Below are 18,916 nucleotides of genomic sequence, written 5' to 3' on the forward strand. Positions count from 1 at the left end.
CTGCCCGCCAACCAGGGGTTGATCTTCGAGATCCGCCGACCGGTGGGCGGCGTCCGGAGGGAGGCCTACAGGGCCCGGTCGGGTTCGGCGAGGACGCGCCGCAGCAGGGGAGCTGTCGCGACGACCCCGAGCTGCACGAGGAGGACTCCGAGCGCGATGCACGCGATGACGGTGGCGATGAACAGGGGCGCGGTGAAGACCGACAGTGCGACCACCGGTGCGAACAGGACGAATGCGGCCGCGGCCGGAAAGACCGCTGCCACGAGCAGGGGAGAGGCCACGGCGAGACGTCGGGATCGATTCATCACCCGTGGCGGCATGCCCAACCGGTCGAGGCTGACGTAGAGGGCGCGACGTTCCAGCACGGACGCCGCCTGGGTGATGCCGACGGTGCATGCCACGAGCAGATACGACACGGCCACGGCGGCGATGACGACCGTGCGGATGTCTGCGAAGAACACCAGCTGGTCCGCCGCAAGGACGGTGTCGCCGTTCTGCACCATGTCGAGGAACCCCAGAACCGACCCTGCCGGAACAGCGATGAAGCTCGCCAGGCCCACCCCGGACACCCACCGCCACGACGCCGCCGGAGACTCCAACACCCCGCGGGCCGCGATCAGGTCTTCGGCCGTCCGGGCCCGAGCGAGTTTCCGCCGTGCGCTCCAGCCGATCAGGAACGGCCCCACGAGATTGAGAACAGCCATGACCGCCACGAGCACGACCACGATCGCTGCGGTGATCCCCAGAGCGCCCCAGCTCACCGACGTGAGCTGAATCAGAGTGACGCCACCGGCGAGGACGACGGCGCCCGTCAGCAGCCGGACCCAGTGAAGACGCGGAGCATCCGTCCGCATCCGAACTCCCAGCGGCGAGATGATCACGCGGCGCAGCCCCACCGCGGCACTGATCGCCGCCACGGCTGTGAGGGCGCAGGCCAGAACGCAGAGCATCCACGCCGGCACCCACACGTCGGAGAGAGCCGGTCGTTCACCGGCTATCGGCACCAGGGCGAGCGCGGGGGCGAGAACGGCATAGCCGAGCAGACCGGCGATCGCTCCTGCCGCCGCGAGGAGGGACGCCTCGATCACGGCGAACCCACGGACCCACGTCGATGACGCGCCCAGCAGACGCAGGACCGCCAGACGATCCTCCCGTCGACGGGCCGAAAGCTGAGCTGCCGACGTCCCCAGAGTGCCGGCGGGCACCACCAGCACGGCGACCATGGCGACCGCCAGGATGCCGTACTGGCCGAAACCGTCATCCGACGCCATCCAGAACAACCTCGCCAGGGCTGCAGCGAGATACGTCACCGCGCCGATGATCGCGAAGGACACCACCGGCAGCGTCACTGCGGACGCGTCGCCGCGGGAGGGACGCACGAGCACGGCCAGCGCCTGAAGCCTCATCGGGAAGCCTCGTCGCCACCGTGGATTCGACCGTCACGGAGGCGCACCACCCGATCGCACCGCGCGGCGACATCCTCGTCGTGCGTCACCACGACCAGGGATCGCCCCTGCCCCGACGTCGCAGCCAGAAGCACTCCGAGAACGTCCGACGCCGTGCGCGAATCGAGCGCCCCGGTCGGCTCGTCGGCGAAGATGACGCGGGCGTTCGTCGCGCGTGCGCGGGCGATGGCGACCCGCTGCGCCTGTCCGCCGGAGAGCTGGCCGATCCGGCGGCCTCCCAACCCGCCCAGGCCCAGCTCCGCGAGCAGACTCTCGGCAGTCCGCTCGGCCTCTGCCCGACCCGTGCCGTTCAACAGCAGAGGCAGAGAGACGTTCTCCGCGGCGGTCAACTCCGGAATGAGCATTCCGTCCTGGAAGACGAAACCGAACTCCGTCAGCCGCAGGGCGGAGCGCTCGCGATCCGCCATCGCCGCCACATCCACCGCGCCCTGTTCGGTGTGCAGCATCACCGTGCCGGAGTCGGGGCGGATGACCCCGGCCAGCACGAGGAGCAGCGTGCTCTTCCCCGATCCGGACGCCCCCATGATCGCCACGGCTTCGCCGTCCAGGATCGTCAGCGACACCCGGTCCAGCGCGACCGTCGAACCATAGCGATGGCTCAGGTTCGTCGCGCGGAGGCGTGCTTTCCGTTCGCGGCTGCCGACGGTGTTCGCGTGATCTGATGCGTGCATGGAGCACACGCTAAGACGCGCGGGCTCACGCGAACACCAACCACGGGATGAGGTCTTCGGCTCTCTCGAGGTCGGCTAGCGTGGGGCGCATGACTCTCCGTTCGCATGTCTCCTACAGCCGTGCCGAGGGCGGTGCCGCATGAGCACCGACGTGTGGATCCTCGCGGCGAACGCGCCCTTCGACGAGTTCGTCGCCGCGTTCCAGCCGGGCGACGCCGGGCGTGACTTCGGTGAGCAGACCCTGCTGCACCGCGCTCTGACCCACGGCGACCTGTCGGCACGCGTGGCGATCAGTTCGTTCCTGCTCGATGAGGGGGCCGATGCCACCGCCCTCTCCGGCGTCGGTGGCGAGCGGAACACGGTGCTGCACGCCTTGCTCGGCCGGGGAGACCACGACGTTCCGGCGGAGGCGCCGTTGCTGCGCCGGCTCATCGAGGCGGGTGCCGACATCAATCACTTCTCCGGTCGTTTCCGCACTCCGCTGCTCACGATCGCCCGTCAGGCGAAGTTCTCGGATGCCACGCTGTCACCGTTCTACGACGTGTTCTTCGAACAGCCGCACCTCGATCTGCTCGCCACCGCGAAGGATGGGCGATCGGTGCACGAGAGCATCCAGCTCATGCGCGAACCACATCGTTCCGACCTGAAGCGCCGTGCGGCCGACTACCTCGCGGAGCGCGGCCAGGGGGGAGCACGATGAGGCCCGGGTACATGGCCGGTTCGGTGGCGCGCTGGTCTCCGGAGAAGGACGCCGCGGCGAGCCGCTGTGGGAGCCGGCCGCATCAGTCGCTGAGGGTTCGTGACCAGAGGGCTCACCCGAGCAGTTCCACACCGAAACCCGACACGACGGTGCGCAGCTCGGCGAGGTAGCGCTGCGCCTGCTCGGTGAGGGGGATCGCGGCGTGGCCGATCCATCCGATCTCGATGCGCTCGTCGACGTCGAGCGGGATGGCGACGATCTCGGGGTCGAGGTCGTCGCTGATGATGCCCGTCGAGATGGTGTAGCCATCGAGTCCGATCATGAGGTTGAAGATCGTCGCGCGGTCGGACACCCGGATGTCCTGCGGGCTCGAGAGCGTCGAGAGGATCTCCTCGGCGAAGTAGAAGGAGTTGTTCGCGCCCTGATCGAAGGTCAGACGCGGTACCCCGGCGAGGTCGTCGAGGGTCACGCGATCCCGCGAGGCGAGGGGGTTCTTGCGGGAGATGAAGATGTGCGGTTCGGCGATGAAGAGCGGGTGGAACGCGAGGCCGGAGTCGCGGAGCAGCTTGTCGATCACGTTGCGGTTGAAGTCGTTGCGGTAGAGGATCCCCAACTCGCTGCGGAGGGTGCGGACGTCTTCGATGATGTCCCAGGTCCGCGTCTCCCGCAGCGAGAACTCGTACTCGGCCGCCGAGGTCGCCTTCACCATCCGCACCAACGCGTCGACCGCGAACGAGTAGTGCTGCGTCGACACTCCGAGCAGACGTCGTGACGGCGGCCGGTCGAGGTAGCGCTGTTCGAGGAGCGCGACCTGCTCGACGACCTGCCTGGCGTACCCGAGGAACTCCACGCCATCCGTGGTGAGCGTCACGCCGCGCGCGGAGCGGAGGAGGAGCACGCGCCCCACTCGGCTCTCGAGGTCTTTCATCGCCGCCGACATCGTCGGCTGCGCGACGTAGAGCAGGTCGGCGGCGGCACTGATCGACCCTTCCGCGGCGACCTCGATGTAGTAGGTGAGTTGCTGCAGCGTGATGCCACTCGAACGCTTCGCCATAGGCTCAGACTATGCCATCGCATAGCCAGAGCACATTTCTCGATAGGACCCCTGAGGCCGCACCATGGAGGCATCCCCTTTCGCGAGGCCGAGCCCGGCCGATCAGCTCACCGATTGGCACCTCATGGCCCACGACTTCACGTTCCGCATCACGACGACCCGCTTCGACGAGGACTACTCGCCGTCGGACAGCTCTCGGATCACCACGAACTTCGCCAACCTCGCGCGGGGGGAGCATCGTCAGCAGAATCTCCGCAACGCTCTGACGATGATCGACCGTCGATTCAACGACCTGGCGCACTGGGACAACCTGAACGCGGACCGCTACACCCTCGAACTCGAGATCATCTCGGTCGCGGTCCAGTTCGCCGCAGAGGGGGAGGACCAGGAGTTCCCGCTGCTCGAGGTCCTGGACATCCAGATCGTCGACCGTCTCACCGGAAAGCGCAGCCACGGCATCGTGGGGAACAACTTCTCGTCCTACGTGCGCGACTTCGACTTCAGTGTGCGACTGCCGGCGGCCAGCGAGGCTGCAGGGGGGTTCAGCGTTCCGGCTGATTTCGGCGACCTGCACGGCAAGCTCTTCCAGCATTTCCTCGACTCGGAGGCCTACCGGGAGCGCTTCACCGTGTCGCCCGTGATCTGCATCAGCGTCTCGACGAGCAAGACCTACCGTCGCACCGAGAATCACCACCCGATCCTCGGAGTCGAGTACGAGCAGAAGGATCCGTCGCTGACCGACGAGTATTTCGGCAAGATGGGGCTCTCGGTCCGGTACTTCATGCCCCGCGGCAGCGTCGCGCCGCTGGCGTTCTACTTCCGCGGCGATCTGCTCGGCGACTACACGAACCTCCAGCTCATCGGCACGATCAGCACGATGGAGACGTTCCAGAAGATCTACCGACCGGAGATCTACAACGCGAACTCGGCAGCCGCGAGCATCTACCGGCCGACCCTGGAACAGCAGGACTATTCGGTGACGAAGATCGCCTACGACCGCGACGAGCGCAGCCGGCTCGCGACCGAGCAGGGGAAGTATGCAGACGAGCACCTCATGAAGCCGCACGGTGAGCTGCTCGAGCAGTGGGCCGCCGGCTCCGCCGCCTCGCTGGTCTCCGTCGGATGACCCACGGAGAATCGCCGATCATGCACACGCTTCTTCCCACCTCGATCGTCGGCAGTCTTCCGAAGCCGTCCTGGCTGGCCGAGCCGGAGACGCTCTGGTCTCCGTGGAAACTGCAGGGTGACGCCCTGGTCGAGGGCACGCAGGATGCGCTCCGCATCGCCGTCCAGGAGCAGCACCGGGCCGGCATCGACATCATCAGCGACGGCGAGCAATCACGCCAGCACTTCGTCACGACGTTCATCGAGCACCTCTCCGGCGTGGACTTCGACCAGCGGGAGACGGTCCGGATCCGTGACCGGTACGACGCCAGCGTGCCGACGGTCGTCGGCGCCGTGAGCCGCGAGAAGCCCGTGTTCGTCGAGGATGCGAAGTTCCTCCGCCAGCAGACCGATCAGCCCATCAAATGGGCCCTGCCCGGTCCGATGACGATGATCGACACGCTCTACGATCGCCACTACAAGAGCCGCGAGAAGCTGGCCTGGGAGTTCGCGACGATCCTCAATCAGGAGGCGAAGGAGCTCGAGGCCGCCGGGGTGGACATCATCCAGTTCGACGAGCCGGCGTTCAACGTCTTTTTCGACGACGTGCAGGACTGGGGCGTGGCGGCGCTCGAGAGGGCGGCCGAAGGGCTGCGCGCGGAGACCGTGGTGCACATCTGTTACGGGTACGGGATCAAAGCGAACAACGACTGGAAGGCGACCCTCGGAGCCGAGTGGCGGCAGTACGAGAAGTCGTTCCCGCTCCTGCAGCGATCGACCATAGACATCGTCTCGCTGGAGAGCCACCATTCGCACGTCCCCCTGGACCTCATCGAGCTCATCCGGGGCAAGAAGGTCATGCTCGGAGCCATCGACGTTGCCAGCCAGACGATCGAGACCCCGGAGGAGGTCGCCGACACCCTCCGCAACGCGCTCCGCTTCGTCGACGCGGACAAGCTCATCCCGAGCACGAACTGCGGCTTGGCACCGTTGTCACGTGACGTGGCACACGGCAAGCTGCAAGCACTCAGCGCCGGCGCCGCCCTCCTTCGCGACGAGCTCGCCGCCGCGAAGCGCTGACCGGCTCCGAGGCTCAGCGGCGAGCCGAAGACACCGGCGTTCCTCCTGAGGCAGACGCGCGGCGGCCGCTCGACCGAATCACGCGGCCGGGATCGGCCAGCGCACGCCTTCGGTCTTGTAGATGCCCTCGCCGCCCCACTGCACGCTGACGGCATCGAGGCCCTCCGGGACGAGGAAGATCTTGCACCCCTGGTAGACATCCCCGACTTCTTGGGGGAAGTCCGATGCCGCCGGTTCCCGCGCGCAGAACGTGTCGGTCTTCGACGGGCCGAGGCCGCCGACGATGATCGGGATGTCGGCGAGGGAGCCGTCGGACAGGACCAGCTGGACCGCAGTCACGGCCGGATACATGCGCTCACCTTCGAGGAGCGCGTACTGATAGTCGACGTAGAGGGGCGTGACGTCGCCCAGCTTCGCCCGCTCGTCGTCGGGGACGTAGGCGAAGTCCGCCTCGAGGTCGCCCGGCGTCGCAGACACGGGCACGACACCGACCGTCATCGTGGTCTGGTCCGAGGGCCACTCACGACCGACCACCGCCCATTCCCCGTCGCCGAGCATGGTGCCGGCGGGCGTCGTCGGCGTGGCAGCCGGAAGGGGGGACAGCGGTTCGACGAGAGCCTCGAGACGCTGCTCGGCCAGTTGCGCCTGATACCGCTCCTCGACACTCGCCGTCGGAGTCGCCTCGGTGGGAGGCGCCGAAGGCGAGCATCCCGCCAGGAGCGCCGCCACCGCGATCGTCACAGCTCCTGTTCGCGCTCGTCCTGCAAGGATCCCGGTGTTCTTTCTCGGCTCGCTCATCCTTCAACGCTATCCAAGTCCCGACGGTCAACCCCCTCACGTACGCGCGGCAGTCCGCGTACGGTCATCGAAACCGACAGAGGAGAGATCATGAGCGATCCGAAGAACACGCACGGCACCCCCGGCGCCGACGAAGAAGCAGACACCGCATCCGGCGGCGCCCCGGAGAGCACGGAAGAGATGCTCGAGGAGGAGACCACCGACGAGAACGGGAAGCCCCTCGAGAACCCGTCGGGCGGCTGAACCATGCCCAAATGGGTGGCCTGGATGCTGGTGGGGAGCGTGGCGACGATCGCGTTCTTCGCGGGTGTCCGGGTGGGGCTTCCGCCTCAGCGCGAGAGATGAACGGCGGGTGCGATCAGGCTGGACCGCCGCCGCGCAGCGAAGCCCCCGCCCGCGAGGCGACGGCCCTCAACCCGCACCACCCTTCCGGTGGCGGGCTGGCCTTGCCCCTCCGACCATGACGTTATGTGATCACCTCCGGGCGCGCCCGGGGGTTGCATCCCCGCGCGAGCTGAGATAGGTCGGAGTCGTTTACTCCATCCGTCGACAGCGGGCAACCCCCGCGACGGCCGGACCGACCCTTCGTACGATCTGAGGACGGAGCGAGACGTCCCCAGCGACTCGTCTTCCGTTCTCGCCGGCGGCCACGCGCACAAGTCCCCACTTGCGTGGCCGCCGGATCTCTTCCATCGCAGCCTTCGAAGGAACTTCTCGACAGCACTGCGCTGCACTGATATAAATCACACACAAAGTTTTTTAACTTCTCCGGAAGGAATGTGTCGTGATCACAATGTCCAAACGCAGTGTCGCGGGTGGCGCCGTCCTCGCGGTCTCGGCCGTGCTGGTCGTAGGCACCCTGCAACCCGCTCATGCTGATCCCCCGTCAGCCGAACTCGTCGTCAAGACGTTCACCGACACTCACGAGGTCATCCACGGCAACCCCCTGACGGGCACCGCCTTCGACATCAACACGAAGGCGCTGTTTACGGCCGATCCCGCGATCGACGACTTCCTCGACGGCACCGTCGACATCCCGGACGACGCCGACATCGTGCGGGTGCACATCAGCTGGTCCGACTTCGAGCAGACCGCCGACTCCTACACCTGGGACCGCATCGACGACTTCCTCGATCGCGTCGCCGACCAGGGGAAGCAGGCCGAGGTGCAACTGCTCATGTCCGAGAGCCCCTCGCCGAGCGAGACCGGGACGTTCCCGTATGTCTACCCGCCGGCCTGGCTCTTCGACGTCAAGAACGTGCCGTACCGCGACGCTCCTTACGGGGACGGCACCTACACGACGAAGCAGCCCTTGTACTACGACCCCGGCTACCTCACCGAGCTCGACGACGCGGTGAGCGCGTTCGCCGACCGATACGACGGACACGCCGGCATCGCCTGGGTCGACCTGCGTGCCTTCGCGCTGTTCGGGGAATGGTCTGGGTGGAACGACGCCTCGCATTTCCCGTGGCCTGACGCGGCGACGCGGACCTCGACCCTCCACGCCATCATCGACATCTACCGCGATGCCTTCACAGAGACCATGGTCACGATGCAGAATGCCGGGGCCTCGGTCGACCCCACCGACCCGGATGCCGACACCCAGGCCAAGCGCTTCTCGGCCTTCGCGTTCGACTACGGCGCCGAAGAGCAGAACTGGGGCTTCCGCAGCGACACGGTGAACGCCTCCGGCTACTGGATGGAGTACAGCACCTGGGGTCAGTCCTCGTGGAACAACCGGAAGCTCCGGCGCTCCCACATCCAGGCCTCCGAGGGGGCCGGATGGGCGAACCCGCTGTACATGCTCAACGATCCCCGCCGCGTGGTGATGAACGCACTGGAGGACTACCGCACGAACTTGCAGGGGATCAACAACACGTCGTTCGCGCAGTGGGAAGACATGAAGGATGCCTACGGCGAGTGGTTCACGACGCTCGGCCGGTACTCCGGCTACCGTCTGCTGCTGGAAGAGGCCTCCTGGAGCAGCCACGTTGCTCCAGGCGGCGAGTTCCGGCTCGCGCAGACGTGGACCAACACCGGGTACGGCTTCAGCCCGCGCGACTATCCTCTGGAGGTCTCGTTCGTGGACTCGACCGGTGCCGAGGTGTGGTCGGGGACGGACGACGACTTCACGCTGCGCCGCCTGTTCAAGGGCGACTACGAGGATCGAGTGTCCGCCTTCACGCTGCCCGCCGGGCTCGCCGCCGGCGAGTACGAGATCAGGGTCGCGCTCGTCGAGGACGGTGAGCCGCGCATCCTCCTGCCGATGCCCGGCGGCGAGGACCGGACGTATCCGGTGGGCACGGTGACGGTCGCCGCCGGCGTCGCGCCGGCAGCCGTCGACTCCACGCGTGCGCAATTCATCGTCCAGGCGGAGGACTACACGGACGTCAACGGCGCCTACGGTGTGTACGACGCTCTCGAAGGAGGACACGACGAGGTCTACTACGAGCACGCGGGGCAGTGGACCGAGTACGACAACGTCTACGTCCCGGAGACCGGCGACTATCGCGTGGAGTTCCGGGTCTCGACCGAGGCCGGGAATCGCTTCAGCCTGGAAGTCGACGGGCAGACAGTGGTCGCGGATGCCGTCACACCGGCGTCTGGCGGCTATCGCCAGTACACGACCGTCGAGCGGACGGTCCACCTCGAGAAGGGCGAGCACACGCTGCGATTCGTGCGTGGGAGCATCGATCGGTGGTTCTTCGCCAACTGGTTCCGCTTCACCCTCGACCAGCCGCAATCGCAACGCATCCAGGCTGAGAGCGCGGATGCGGCGTGGGACGTGTGGCTCGCGGCGACCGAGACCATCGACGACGACGGGACGCCCTCGGTCTCTTGGATCGAGACCGGCGACTATCTCGAGTACCACGACGTCACGATCCCCCGTACGGGCGACTACCTCCTCGAGATGCGGTATTCCGCCCACTCCGGGGTGCCGGATCGCGGTTTCCGCGTGCTGGCCGACGGAGTGGACGTGAGCGGCGAGCTGCTGCTGCCGAGCACGGGCGCGATCGAGACCGTGAAGACCGCGGACTTCGTGATCCCGCTGGAGGCCGGTGTGCAGGATCTCCGGATCGAGTGGACGAGAGCGAACGTCGATGTGCTCTTCAACTGGTTCGCGCTCACGGAGCAGCGCGAGCACGTCGAGCGCATCGAGGGCGAGCACTACTCCTTCCAGTGGAACCTCGACAAGCTGCAGACGTGGGAGGGGCACGACACCGCGGTGGAGGTCGTCACCGCGCAGGGGCCGGACTCCGTCGACGCGGCGCGTTTCCGTCACGAACGCGACTTCCTGCGGTTCGACAGCGTCTTCATACCGCAACGCGGCTGGTACGACGTGCGTGTGCGCGTCGCGACACCGGGCGTCGCTCAGACGCTGCTCGTCGAGGTCGACGGGCAGTCGATCCCGGTGACCGTACCGGCGACGCCCTCGACCGGCGCGTACGTCACGGTCGAGACGCGTGTGAAGCTGCGGGGCGGCATCGCCGATCTCCGGCTCGTGGCGGGATCCGCGACCCCGACAGGGGGCACCGGTATCGCAGTCGACTGGGTCGAGATCGAGGCGGCGCCCTAGCAGCCGGGGCGGGAGGGGGTCGTCTCGCTCAGCGGGAGACGACCTCCTCCCACTCCCACGGCGGCGTAGCCGTGCTCGGCATGCTGCCGCCGCTGGACGCGATCGAATGCAGCCGTTCGAGCACCGACGCCGTCGCGAGACCGACTGCCCCGGTGAGCGGCGCCCGGTCGGCGAGCAGAGATGCCACGAGTGGGGGAGCGGGGCGCACCGTGCACAGCGCCTCGACCTGTGCCCGCAGCGGCGCGAGGAACGTCTCCCCGGCACGGACATTGCCGCCGCCGACGACGACGAGTTCGGGGTCGACGGTGAGGATCAGGGCGGCGATGCCGGGGGCGAGCGCGGTGGCGAACGCTTCGACGGCGTCCTTCGCCCGGGAGTCGCCGGCTCGAGCAGCGTCGAAGACCTGCTCGCGTTGCAGGCGCGCCCCGCCGTCCGAGAGGACGTCGGTGAGGTGCTCCTGCGCGGTCTCCCAACCGAGGATGTGCAGCGCGCCGATCTCTCCTGCCGCCCCGCTCGAACCCCGGAACAGCGAGCCGTCCAGTACGAGGCCCGATCCGGTGCGGTTGCCCGAGTGGATGTAGACGAGCGAGCGCACCTCGGTGGCGCTGCCCTTCCACGCCTCGGCGAACGCGGCGAGCGTCGAGTCGTTCTCGGTTGCGAACGCGCACCGGAAGTGCTCCTCGAAACCGGCGCGGAGGTCGAAACCCGTCCATTTCTCCGGGCCCTTCGTGATCGTCTGGTGATAGACGACCGCAGGCAGTGAGGCCCCTCCGGCCCAGACCGAACCCCGGTCGAGCCCGCGCTCGGAGAGGAGCCCGTCGACCAGGGCGACCACCGTGCCGAGCAGGGTCTCCGGTGAGTCCTCCCTCGAGGTGGGCACCTCGCCCGAGGCGAGGACTTCGCCGGAGAGGTCGGCGATCTCGGCGCGGGAGGTGTGGCGCCCGATGTCGATGCCGACGACCACGGCGGCGGCCGCGTTGAAGCGGTAGCGGTGGGCGGGGCGACCGGCTCCGCCCGCGGTGAGGGGTTCGACCGCGGTCACCCAGCCTGACTCGCCGAGCGCGGTCACGACCGAATCCGCGGCGGTCTTGGACAGTCCGGTGCGCGTCGCGATCTGAGGGATGGTCAGCGCTTCGTCCCGCACGGACTCCAGGACGGCGAGGGAGTTCAGGCGTCGCAGACGTCCTTGGTCTCCCGCCTGGCGGAGCAGTTTCTCCCCGCCGCCGAACAGCAGATTCATCATTGCCTCTCGAATTAACTCACAAACTGTGTTTATTATCTTCTCAGCACCAATCTACTCCGCGTCGCCACCGAGGCGCACGTGTCCGACACCCGATAGGAACAACCATGAGCAAGCGCAACAAAGTCGTAGCGATCGCCTCGGTCGCGGCCCTCGCGGTCGCACTGAGCGGATGCGGCACGAACATCACCGGCGACGACGAGGGCGGCGACGCTCTCGTCTATTGGGGCAAGTGGGCCGAAGGGACTCCGCAGGCCGTGCTGTTCGAGGAGATCATCGCCGACTATTCCGAAGAGACCGGCGCGGAGATCGACGTGCAGTGGCTCGGCAACGGGCAGGAGGACCAGGTGAAGAACGCCATCGCGACAGGCGACGGCCCGGACTTCTTCGACACCGCGATCGACCACACCCCGGGATTCCGCGCGGCCGGAGCGATCGGCGACATCGACGCGGTGCTCGACACCGAGATTCCCGGGGAAGGCGTGGCGATCCGTGAGGTGCTCCCCGAGAACGTGCTCACCGTGATCAGCGACGACGACGGGCCCGGTTTCGTGCCCCATTCCCTGTTCTCCATCGGCCTCTGGTACGACGCGGGCACGTTCCCGGAGTTCGCCGACACCCCTCCGGCGACGTTCGACGAGTTCCTCACCGTCGTCGCCGACCGCAAGGCGGAGACCGGGGAAGCGCCGATCGCCCTCGACGGCACGATCAACGCGTACAACGCCTACTGGCTGTACCAGCTTCTGCTCTCGACGGCCGGCCCCGGCATCCTGATCGATCTTTCATCGGACCCCGCGGCGTGGGATCGGCCCGAGGTGCAGGAGGCCGTCGCAGAACTCGAGCAGCTCGTGCAGATGGCGCCGTTCCAGAAGGACTACATGGCGACGAAGTTCCCCGACGCGCAGAACGCCTGGGCCGCGGGTGACCACGACTTCAACCTCAACGGCACGTGGCTGGGCAGCGAGACCGCTCCGGTCCGCGGTGACGGCCTCGACCCGCGGGTGACGGCCTTCCCGCCGGTGGACGCAGGGCAGGCCGCCCCGGCGACGGTCGGCGCTCTCGGCTGGGCAGTCAACCCGGCGTCGAAGAACCAGGACGAGGTGGCGTCGTTCCTGGCGTTCGCCATGCAGAAGAAGTACATCGATCGCATCGCCACGGATGCCGACAACATCCCGGCCCGCATCGACTCGCCGGCCCCCGCCGCGCTCGAGGCCGCGCAGGCGGCGATCATCGACGCGGATGCCGTGTCGCTCGACTTCGACGGCATCGCCATGGTCGCCCCGGAGTGGTGGAACGACGTGTTCCTCCCGCTCGACGACAAGCTCATCGGCGGATCGATCACCGGTGCCGAGTTCCTCGCCGAGGGTCGGGCTCAGACGGAAGCCCTGCTGAACCGCTGATGGTCTTCACGACAGCCGGTCAGTCCGTCCCCGAGGTCGTCGACGTCGTCACAGCGACGCCGGCGCCCTCGGGGCGCGATGACCGCTCGCTCAGCGCCTTCGCCGCGTCGCGGCGACGACTGTACCTGCCGCTCCTGCTGCCGGCGCTGGTGCTCTACCTCGGACTCTTCGTGCTGCCCTCGCTGTTCGGGGTTGCACTGAGTCTGGCGGAGTGGTCGGGGCTCGGCACCGAGTTCTCCTGGGTCGGAATCACCAACTATGCGCATCTCCTCGCGAGCCCGGTGTTCCTCGCCTCGTTCGGCAACACGCTGCTGCTGACACTCGTCGTCGGGGTCGTGGTCTTCGCGATCGCAATGGCCGCGATGGTCGTCCTCCGCGAAGCCCGAGGGCGCGCCTTCCTCCGCGCGGCGGTCTTCATCCCGTTCATGATCTCTCCGATCGCGATCGGTCTCGCCGTGGCGTTCCTGTTCAACCCGAAGGGCCTGGTGAACGTCGCGCTGGGTCTCGTCGGCCTCGAATCGCTGCAGATGCCGTGGCTGGGTGCTGACCTGGTCTTCCGCGTGATCATGCTCGGACTCATCTGGAACGTGGCCGGCTTCTACGTCGTGCTGCTCATGTCGGCCGTCGACGGCATCCCGCCTTCGCTCTACGAGGCGGCCAAGCTCGAGGGCGCCTCTCTGTTCCAGCAGTTCCGATTCATCACGCTGCCGCTGACACGCGACATGATCTCGGTGGCCGCCGTGCTGTGGGTGATCGCGGGGATCAAGACGTTCGAGATCATCATCGCCTTCACCGGAGCGGCGGGCACACCCCCTCTGGAAGCGCGGACCCTCGCGGTCGAGCAGTATCTGCGAGTGACCGGCGGAAGGGTGGGCGGGCTCGCCCAGCTCGGTGACGCGGCCGCGATCGGAGTCATCATGACGCTCATCACTATCGTCCTCATCGTGATCTCCCGCAGGATCTCCCGGCGAGAGGTGCTGGAGTACTGATGGCCGTGCAGACCGTTCGACGCACGCCCCTGTCGGCGATGGGCGTGGCCGTCAGCTACTTCATCAAGGCGAGCCTGTGGCTCTGGGTCGCCGTGAACATCGGGATGGTCATCTGGATCATCCTGAACTCCCTGAAGTCGTCGCGGGAGATCTTCCAGAACCCGGTCGGGCTTCCGATCGAGTGGCGGTGGGAGAACTTCGTCACCGCCTGGGTCACCTCGGGACTCGGGGAGGCGGCGGTCAACACCGTCGTGCTCGTCGTCATCTCCGTCGCCCTGATCATGGGGCTCAGCATCCCCGCCGCCTATGCCATCGCCCGACTCGGCGGGCGCTCCAGCGGTCCTGTCGGGACGATGTTCGCCTTCGGCATGAGCATCCCCTTCCAGGCGCTCGCGGTGCCGATGGTGCTCATGGGTGTCGGGATCTCCCGGTTCATGATCGAGTGGATCACCGGCGCCTGGGACCCGCGCATCACGGTCGCCCTGTTCTATGTGGTGCTCAGCCTGCCGTTCAGCGTCTTCGTGCTGATCGGTTACTTCCGATCGCTGCCGAGCGAGCTCGAGGAGGCGGGGGCGCTCGACGGAGCGAGCCCGATGCGCACCTTCTGGCAGATCATGGTGCCCCTCGCGCGCCCGGGGATCACGACGGTCGCGGTCCTCAACGTCCTGAGCCTGTGGAACGAGACGGTCATCGTGCTGCTCCTGGTCCCGAACCAGAGGATGCAGACCCTCAACGTCGCCCTTCTCAACTTCTACGACAACATGCAGTACACCTCCAACTGGGGCGGACTCTTCGCCGGCGTGACCATCGTCGTCCTGCCGATGATCCTCCTCTACCTCTTCCTCGGGCGCCGCATCGTCAGCGGTATGACCCAGGGAATCGGCAAGTGACTTCGAAAGGCAGGAAATGAACTCCCATCGTCATCAGACACGAACCGTCGCGCTCCTGGGCGCCGGGGGAATCGCGAACGCGCACCTCCCCGTGTGGCTCGAACTGGGCTTCGACGTCGTCGTCTTCTCTCCGGCGGACGATGCCCCCGCGCTCGTGGCGAGGCACGGCGGTGGCGCCGTCGCCGCCAGCCTCGACGAGGCGCTCGATGCCGCCGATCTCGTGGACATCTGCACGCCCACGCCGACGCATCATGAGCTCGCGGCGGCGGCCCTGAGCCATCGGCTCCCGACGATCTGCGAGAAGCCGCTGACTCGGCATGCGGACGATGCCGAAGATCTGGTCCGAGGATTCTCGGAAGCGGGCATCGTGCTCTTCCCCGCACACGTCGTGCGCTACTTCCCGCAGTACGAGGCGCTGCAGGCCGCGGTCGTCCGCGGCGATGTCGGCCGACCGGGCGTGATCCGGCTCACCCGGCAAGGGGGGAGTCCGCGAAGCGGGTGGTACCTCGACGATGCGCTCTCCGGCGGCGTGGTGCTCGACCTCATGATCCACGACATCGACATCGCGCGCTGGATCGGCGGAGAGGTCAGCACGGTCTTCGCCCGCACGAACCGGGTCGGCGCGAGTCAGAGCACCCAGGCAGTGCTGACCCATGAGGACGGGGCCATCTCGCTGCTGACCTCGACCTGGACGACGGCTCCGATCGAGTTCCGCACCCAGTTCGAGGTCGCGGGCTCGGACGGCCTCATCCGGGCCGACTCCGACGAGCGCAGACCGTTCCGCTATGTCGGACTGCGCGAGCCCGAGTACGACATCCTGCCCCCGTACGATCCGATCACCAGCCCCTATCGCGCCGAGATCGTCGACTTCCTCGCCGCCGTGGACGACGGCTCGGTGCCTCGGGTCACCGCGCGCGACGGACTCCACGCCCTGCGCATCGCCGAGGCCATCGCGGCCTCCGTCGCGGACGGCCGACCGCACGACCTCACCTCGATCCGGACCATGGAAGGCGCCACGCTGTGAAGATCGCGATCCTGTCTTTCGACCACCTGCACTCGACGGAGTACGCCGCCGCCCTCAGCGCGGTGCCCGGCCTGGACGTGCTCGTCGCCGATCCCGACCACGAGCTCCGCCCAGCCGGCGAGCCCGGCGGGCCAGCGCTGGCCTCGGACCTCGGCGTCGCCTACGTCGACGACTACGACGCCGTATGGGACTGGCGACCGGACGCCGTCGTGATCTGCAGCGAGAACCGCGGCCACCGCGAGCTCGTGCTGCGCGCGGCGGCCGAGGGCGTGCACATCCTGTGCGAGAAGCCCCTGGGCATCTCTCCGGACGAGGCCGTCGAGATGGTGGAGGCCGCAGAGAGCGCGGGAGTCGTGTTGATGACCGCATTCCCGGTCCGGTTCTCGCCCGCGTACGCGGAACTGAGATCCGCCGTCCGCTCGGGTCTCCTCGGCACGGTCGTCTCGATCGCGGCCACGAACTGCGGCGGGCTGCCCGTCGGGCTGCGTTCGTGGTTCGTGGACCCGACCCGATCGGGTGGTGGGGCGATCACCGATCACGTGGTGCATGTCGCCGATCTGCTGGGCGACCTTCTCGAGGCCGACCCGGACGAGGTGTACGCCGTGGCGAACTCCATCCCGCAAGGCGGCACCGTCGACGTCGAGACGGGAGCGCTGCTCTCCCTCCGCTACCCCGGAGGTGTGATCGTGTCGATCGACTGCTCCTGGTCCAAGCCGAAGGGCATCCCGGATTCGGGTGACCTGGTGTCGCTGACCGTCATCGGCACGGACGGCGTGGCCGAGGTCGCACCGTTCGCCGGAGTGACGTCGGGGTGGAACACGCACGACGGCGCAGTCGCGCTGTCGCACGTCGCGCCGATGGATGCGATGCTCATCTCGACGTTCCTCGACGCCGTCCGCACCGGCGTATCGGCAGAGCCCAGCGGTCGCGCCGGTCTGCGCGCCGTCGAGATCGTCGATGCCGCCTACCGCTCGCTGCGGTCCGGAGCATCGGAGCTCGTCCACTCATGACCCGGATCCACGCCGGCTCCCGCACGATCCGGATGCCGGAGCGGCCGCGAGAGAGCCTCTGGCCCACGCTCGGGCCGCCGCTCGAGCCTCCGTACGAGCTCTCCGACGACCTTCCGGAACGGATCCTGCGCGGCGCTCGGGGCACCCGCCTGCGCAACCTCCATCCGTACCGGATCCAGAATCGCTACGACCGTGCAGTCGCGCCCCGAGAGATCAGGACGATCGTCATCGAGAATGATCGGCTGCGCGCCGAGTTCCTTCCGGAGCTCGGCGGACGGCTCTGGTCCTTGCGCGACCTCGAGCGGGGAGTGGACCTGCTGCACTCCCCGGACGAGATCGTCTTCGCGAACCTCGCTCTGCGCAACGCCTGGTTCGCCGGCGGGATCGAGTTCAACATCGGCACCCGCGGCCATGCCGCGCACACGTGCGAAGATCTGCACGTCGGTCTGGTCGCCGCCGAGGATGGCACGGAGTCCCTGCGGCTCTGGGGCTACGAGCGCGTCCACGGGCTCGTCTTCCAGGTCGATGTCTCGCTCCCCCCGGAGGCTGCTGCCCTCGTGGTGAAGGTACGCGTGCGCAACCCGAATCCCGGGGCGCGTCCGCTGTACTGGTGGTCGAACGCCGCCGTTCCGCAGGAGCCGCGGAGTCGTGTGCTCAGCTTCGATCGCCGCGCCTTCGCCACCGCCTACGACGGCGGGATCACGAGCACCGAGATCGACTCGCACCACGGCGTGGACTGCTCGTGGCCGGCCAGGTGCCCGCACGCCTCGGACTTCTTCATCGATGGGGCGGGAGGCGGTGAGCCCTGGATCATCGCGGTCGACGAACGGGGCGACGGTCTGCTGATGGCTTCGGACAGCGCGCTTCCCGGCCGCAAGCTCTTCTGCTGGGGGAGTACCGGCGGGTCACGCTGGTGGCAGGATCGACTCACGCCGAGCGGTGCGCGGTACGCCGAGATTCAAGCGGGCGTGACCACGACGCAGTTCGAGGCGAGGGAGCTGCCGGCGCACGCGGTCTACGAATGGACCGAGGTGTATGGCAACCCCCGGCTCGGGCCGCAGGACCCTGAAGCCGAGTGGGTTCGGGCGTCGACGGCGGCCGGTGCTGCCGTGCGCACCTCGGTTCGCGAGGCGCGTGCGGCCGACGTGTCCGGAGACGCGGTCCGTGAGCTGCCGGTCGCGTCGGTCCTCCACACGGGCACCGGCTGGGGTGCGCTCGCCGCGATGCTCGACCCCGCAGTATCCGACGACCGTACTCCGTTCCCCTCGAGCGACCTGGGACGGCAGCAGGATGCCTGGGCTTGCATCGCGACGGGGTCGCCGCCGCCGGAGCACGTCCGCGCCGGTGCCGGCGACGTGAGCGGTCGGACGTGGGAGGCCGCGCTCGACTCGGTGCTCGCGAACGGCGAGGACGCGTGGCTGCTCGCTCGAGCGGGCGGTATCCGGCACGCGCGAGGAGACCTCGACGCGGCCGAGTCGGCCTACCGCCGGGCCCTCGAACTCGCGACCGAACCCGCGGCGCAGCGTGGACTCGGGCTTCTCCTCGAGGAGCGGGGAGAGGACGGCACGGAGTACCTGCGCGCGGCGGCGGAGGCTGAACCATCGGACCCCGAAGTGGTGGGCGAGCTCGCGTCCGCGTTGATCGTCAAGGGCAGGCACGGTGACGCCCGGACGGCGATCGAATCGTTCCCGTCGACCGCGACGGACCCGCGGATCCGCGTCCTTCTCGTCCGCGCTCTCCTCGCCGGCGGGCAACCGGCCGACCTCATCGCGGCGCGCCGTGAGCTCGAGCGCGGCATCGACGTCGTCGATCTCCGCGAGGGGGAGGTCCTTTTCCCCGCCTTGTGGTCCCAGGTGTCGGACGAGCCGCTCCCGTCGCAGTACGACACGCAGCTCGCCTGACGCAGTACTCCC

The 18,916-nt window shown here is 68.0% G+C and carries 15 protein-coding genes and 1 pseudogene; 11 read left to right on the forward strand and 5 right to left on the reverse strand.

What is annotated here, in order from left to right:
• Positions 1-65: 65 nt before the first annotated feature.
• Complete coding sequence (locus CQ045_RS12150; RefSeq protein WP_105724031.1) at positions 66-1,406, reverse strand: FtsX-like permease family protein; 1,341 nt, start codon at positions 1,404-1,406, stop codon at positions 66-68.
• Positions 1,403-2,137 carry an ABC transporter ATP-binding protein gene (locus CQ045_RS12155; protein ID WP_105724033.1) on the reverse strand — a complete coding sequence of 245 codons (735 nt, stop codon included), beginning with the start codon at positions 2,135-2,137 and terminating at the stop codon, positions 1,403-1,405. Before CQ045_RS12155 ends, CQ045_RS12150 begins: the two co-directional genes overlap by 4 nt.
• A 139-nt stretch (positions 2,138-2,276) precedes the next feature.
• Between CQ045_RS12155 and CQ045_RS12160 the strand changes: the two genes are divergently transcribed.
• On the forward strand, positions 2,277-2,837 hold the full coding sequence (locus tag CQ045_RS12160) for an ankyrin repeat domain-containing protein (protein ID WP_105724035.1): 561 nt from the start codon (positions 2,277-2,279) through the stop codon (positions 2,835-2,837).
• 112 nt (positions 2,838-2,949) lie between these two features.
• Here CQ045_RS12160 and CQ045_RS12165 read toward each other — a convergent pair whose 3' ends face one another.
• On the reverse strand, positions 2,950-3,891 hold the full coding sequence (locus tag CQ045_RS12165) for a LysR family transcriptional regulator (RefSeq protein WP_105724037.1): 942 nt from the start codon (positions 3,889-3,891) through the stop codon (positions 2,950-2,952).
• Positions 3,892-4,015: 124 nt separating this feature from the next.
• Between CQ045_RS12165 and CQ045_RS12170 the strand changes: the two genes are divergently transcribed.
• The gene (locus CQ045_RS12170; RefSeq protein ID WP_105724230.1) at positions 4,016-5,017 is read left to right on the forward strand and encodes a DUF1852 domain-containing protein; all 1,002 of its coding nucleotides are present in this window, start codon (positions 4,016-4,018) and stop codon (positions 5,015-5,017) included.
• Between the two features lie 20 nt (positions 5,018-5,037).
• A complete protein-coding gene (locus CQ045_RS12175) occupies positions 5,038-6,075 on the forward strand; it encodes a methionine synthase (protein WP_105724232.1) in 1,038 nt (345 codons plus the stop codon).
• A 78-nt stretch (positions 6,076-6,153) separates the two neighbouring features.
• Here CQ045_RS12175 and CQ045_RS12180 read toward each other — a convergent pair whose 3' ends face one another.
• Positions 6,154-6,873, reverse strand: coding sequence for a hypothetical protein (locus CQ045_RS12180; protein ID WP_146115237.1), 720 nt, complete (start codon positions 6,871-6,873; stop codon positions 6,154-6,156).
• Between the two features lie 90 nt (positions 6,874-6,963).
• Between CQ045_RS12180 and CQ045_RS18860 the strand changes: the two genes are divergently transcribed.
• A complete protein-coding gene (locus tag CQ045_RS18860; protein WP_181156550.1) occupies positions 6,964-7,116 on the forward strand; it encodes a hypothetical protein in 153 nt (50 codons plus the stop codon).
• Between the two features lie 550 nt (positions 7,117-7,666).
• On the forward strand, positions 7,667-10,450 hold the full coding sequence (locus CQ045_RS12185) for a carbohydrate-binding protein (RefSeq protein WP_105724041.1): 2,784 nt from the start codon (positions 7,667-7,669) through the stop codon (positions 10,448-10,450).
• Positions 10,451-10,478: 28 nt separating this feature from the next.
• On the opposite strand, the gene CQ045_RS12190 is transcribed toward CQ045_RS12185, so the two are convergent.
• Positions 10,479-11,693, reverse strand: a complete 1,215-nt coding sequence (locus CQ045_RS12190) for an ROK family transcriptional regulator (protein ID WP_105724043.1) — start codon at positions 11,691-11,693, stop codon at positions 10,479-10,481.
• A 104-nt stretch (positions 11,694-11,797) separates the two neighbouring features.
• Between CQ045_RS12190 and CQ045_RS12195 the strand changes: the two genes are divergently transcribed.
• The 6 genes and pseudogenes from CQ045_RS12195 (at position 11,798) to CQ045_RS12220 (ending at position 18,904) form a co-directional block, all read left to right on the forward strand.
• Positions 11,798-13,090: an ABC transporter substrate-binding protein gene (locus tag CQ045_RS12195; protein WP_105724046.1), complete on the forward strand. Its 1,293-nt coding sequence runs from the start codon at positions 11,798-11,800 to the stop codon at positions 13,088-13,090.
• Entirely contained in the window at positions 13,090-14,079 is a 990-nt protein-coding gene (locus tag CQ045_RS12200; RefSeq protein WP_105724048.1) for a carbohydrate ABC transporter permease, read from the forward strand. Before CQ045_RS12195 ends, CQ045_RS12200 begins: the two co-directional genes overlap by 1 nt.
• Positions 14,079-14,969, forward strand: coding sequence for a carbohydrate ABC transporter permease (locus CQ045_RS12205; RefSeq protein ID WP_105724050.1), 891 nt, complete (start codon positions 14,079-14,081; stop codon positions 14,967-14,969). Before CQ045_RS12200 ends, CQ045_RS12205 begins: the two co-directional genes overlap by 1 nt.
• Positions 14,970-14,982: 13 nt before the next feature.
• Positions 14,983-15,993 (forward strand): annotated as a pseudogene (locus CQ045_RS12210) (Gfo/Idh/MocA family protein); the annotation flags it as partial.
• On the forward strand, positions 15,990-17,003 hold the full coding sequence (locus CQ045_RS12215; protein ID WP_105724054.1) for a Gfo/Idh/MocA family protein: 1,014 nt from the start codon (positions 15,990-15,992) through the stop codon (positions 17,001-17,003). The pseudogene CQ045_RS12210 and the gene CQ045_RS12215, both read left to right, overlap by 4 nt.
• A complete protein-coding gene (locus CQ045_RS12220) occupies positions 17,000-18,904 on the forward strand; it encodes a DUF5107 domain-containing protein (RefSeq protein ID WP_105724056.1) in 1,905 nt (634 codons plus the stop codon). Before CQ045_RS12215 ends, CQ045_RS12220 begins: the two co-directional genes overlap by 4 nt.
• Positions 18,905-18,916: the final 12 nt, after the last annotated feature.

The organism is Microbacterium sp. MYb66 (genome assembly GCF_002979435.1).
In the GTDB taxonomy this organism is placed as follows: domain Bacteria; phylum Actinomycetota; class Actinomycetes; order Actinomycetales; family Microbacteriaceae; genus Microbacterium.

Excerpts from the sequence above, each read along its gene's own strand:
- CQ045_RS12175 (WP_105724232.1), top strand. The coding sequence starts at position 5,038 with ATGCACACGCTTCTTCCCACCTCGATCGTCGGCAGTCTTCCGAAGCCG.
- CQ045_RS12170 (WP_105724230.1), top strand. The coding sequence starts at position 4,016 with ATGGCCCACGACTTCACGTTCCGCATCACGACGACCCGCTTCGACGAG.
- CQ045_RS12190 (WP_105724043.1), bottom strand. The coding sequence starts at position 11,693 with ATGATGAATCTGCTGTTCGGCGGCGGGGAGAAACTGCTCCGCCAGGCG.
- CQ045_RS12160 (WP_105724035.1), top strand. The coding sequence starts at position 2,277 with ATGAGCACCGACGTGTGGATCCTCGCGGCGAACGCGCCCTTCGACGAG.
- CQ045_RS12185 (WP_105724041.1), top strand. The coding sequence starts at position 7,667 with ATGTCCAAACGCAGTGTCGCGGGTGGCGCCGTCCTCGCGGTCTCGGCC.
- CQ045_RS12195 (WP_105724046.1), top strand. The coding sequence starts at position 11,798 with ATGAGCAAGCGCAACAAAGTCGTAGCGATCGCCTCGGTCGCGGCCCTC.
- CQ045_RS12165 (WP_105724037.1), bottom strand. The coding sequence starts at position 3,891 with ATGGCGAAGCGTTCGAGTGGCATCACGCTGCAGCAACTCACCTACTAC.
- CQ045_RS12200 (WP_105724048.1), top strand. The coding sequence starts at position 13,090 with ATGGTCTTCACGACAGCCGGTCAGTCCGTCCCCGAGGTCGTCGACGTC.
- CQ045_RS12205 (WP_105724050.1), top strand. The coding sequence starts at position 14,079 with ATGGCCGTGCAGACCGTTCGACGCACGCCCCTGTCGGCGATGGGCGTG.
- CQ045_RS12180 (WP_146115237.1), bottom strand. The coding sequence starts at position 6,873 with ATGAGCGAGCCGAGAAAGAACACCGGGATCCTTGCAGGACGAGCGCGA.
- CQ045_RS12220 (WP_105724056.1), top strand. The coding sequence starts at position 17,000 with ATGACCCGGATCCACGCCGGCTCCCGCACGATCCGGATGCCGGAGCGG.
- CQ045_RS18860 (WP_181156550.1), top strand. The coding sequence starts at position 6,964 with ATGAGCGATCCGAAGAACACGCACGGCACCCCCGGCGCCGACGAAGAA.
- CQ045_RS12155 (WP_105724033.1), bottom strand. The coding sequence starts at position 2,137 with ATGCACGCATCAGATCACGCGAACACCGTCGGCAGCCGCGAACGGAAA.
- CQ045_RS12150 (WP_105724031.1), bottom strand. The coding sequence starts at position 1,406 with ATGAGGCTTCAGGCGCTGGCCGTGCTCGTGCGTCCCTCCCGCGGCGAC.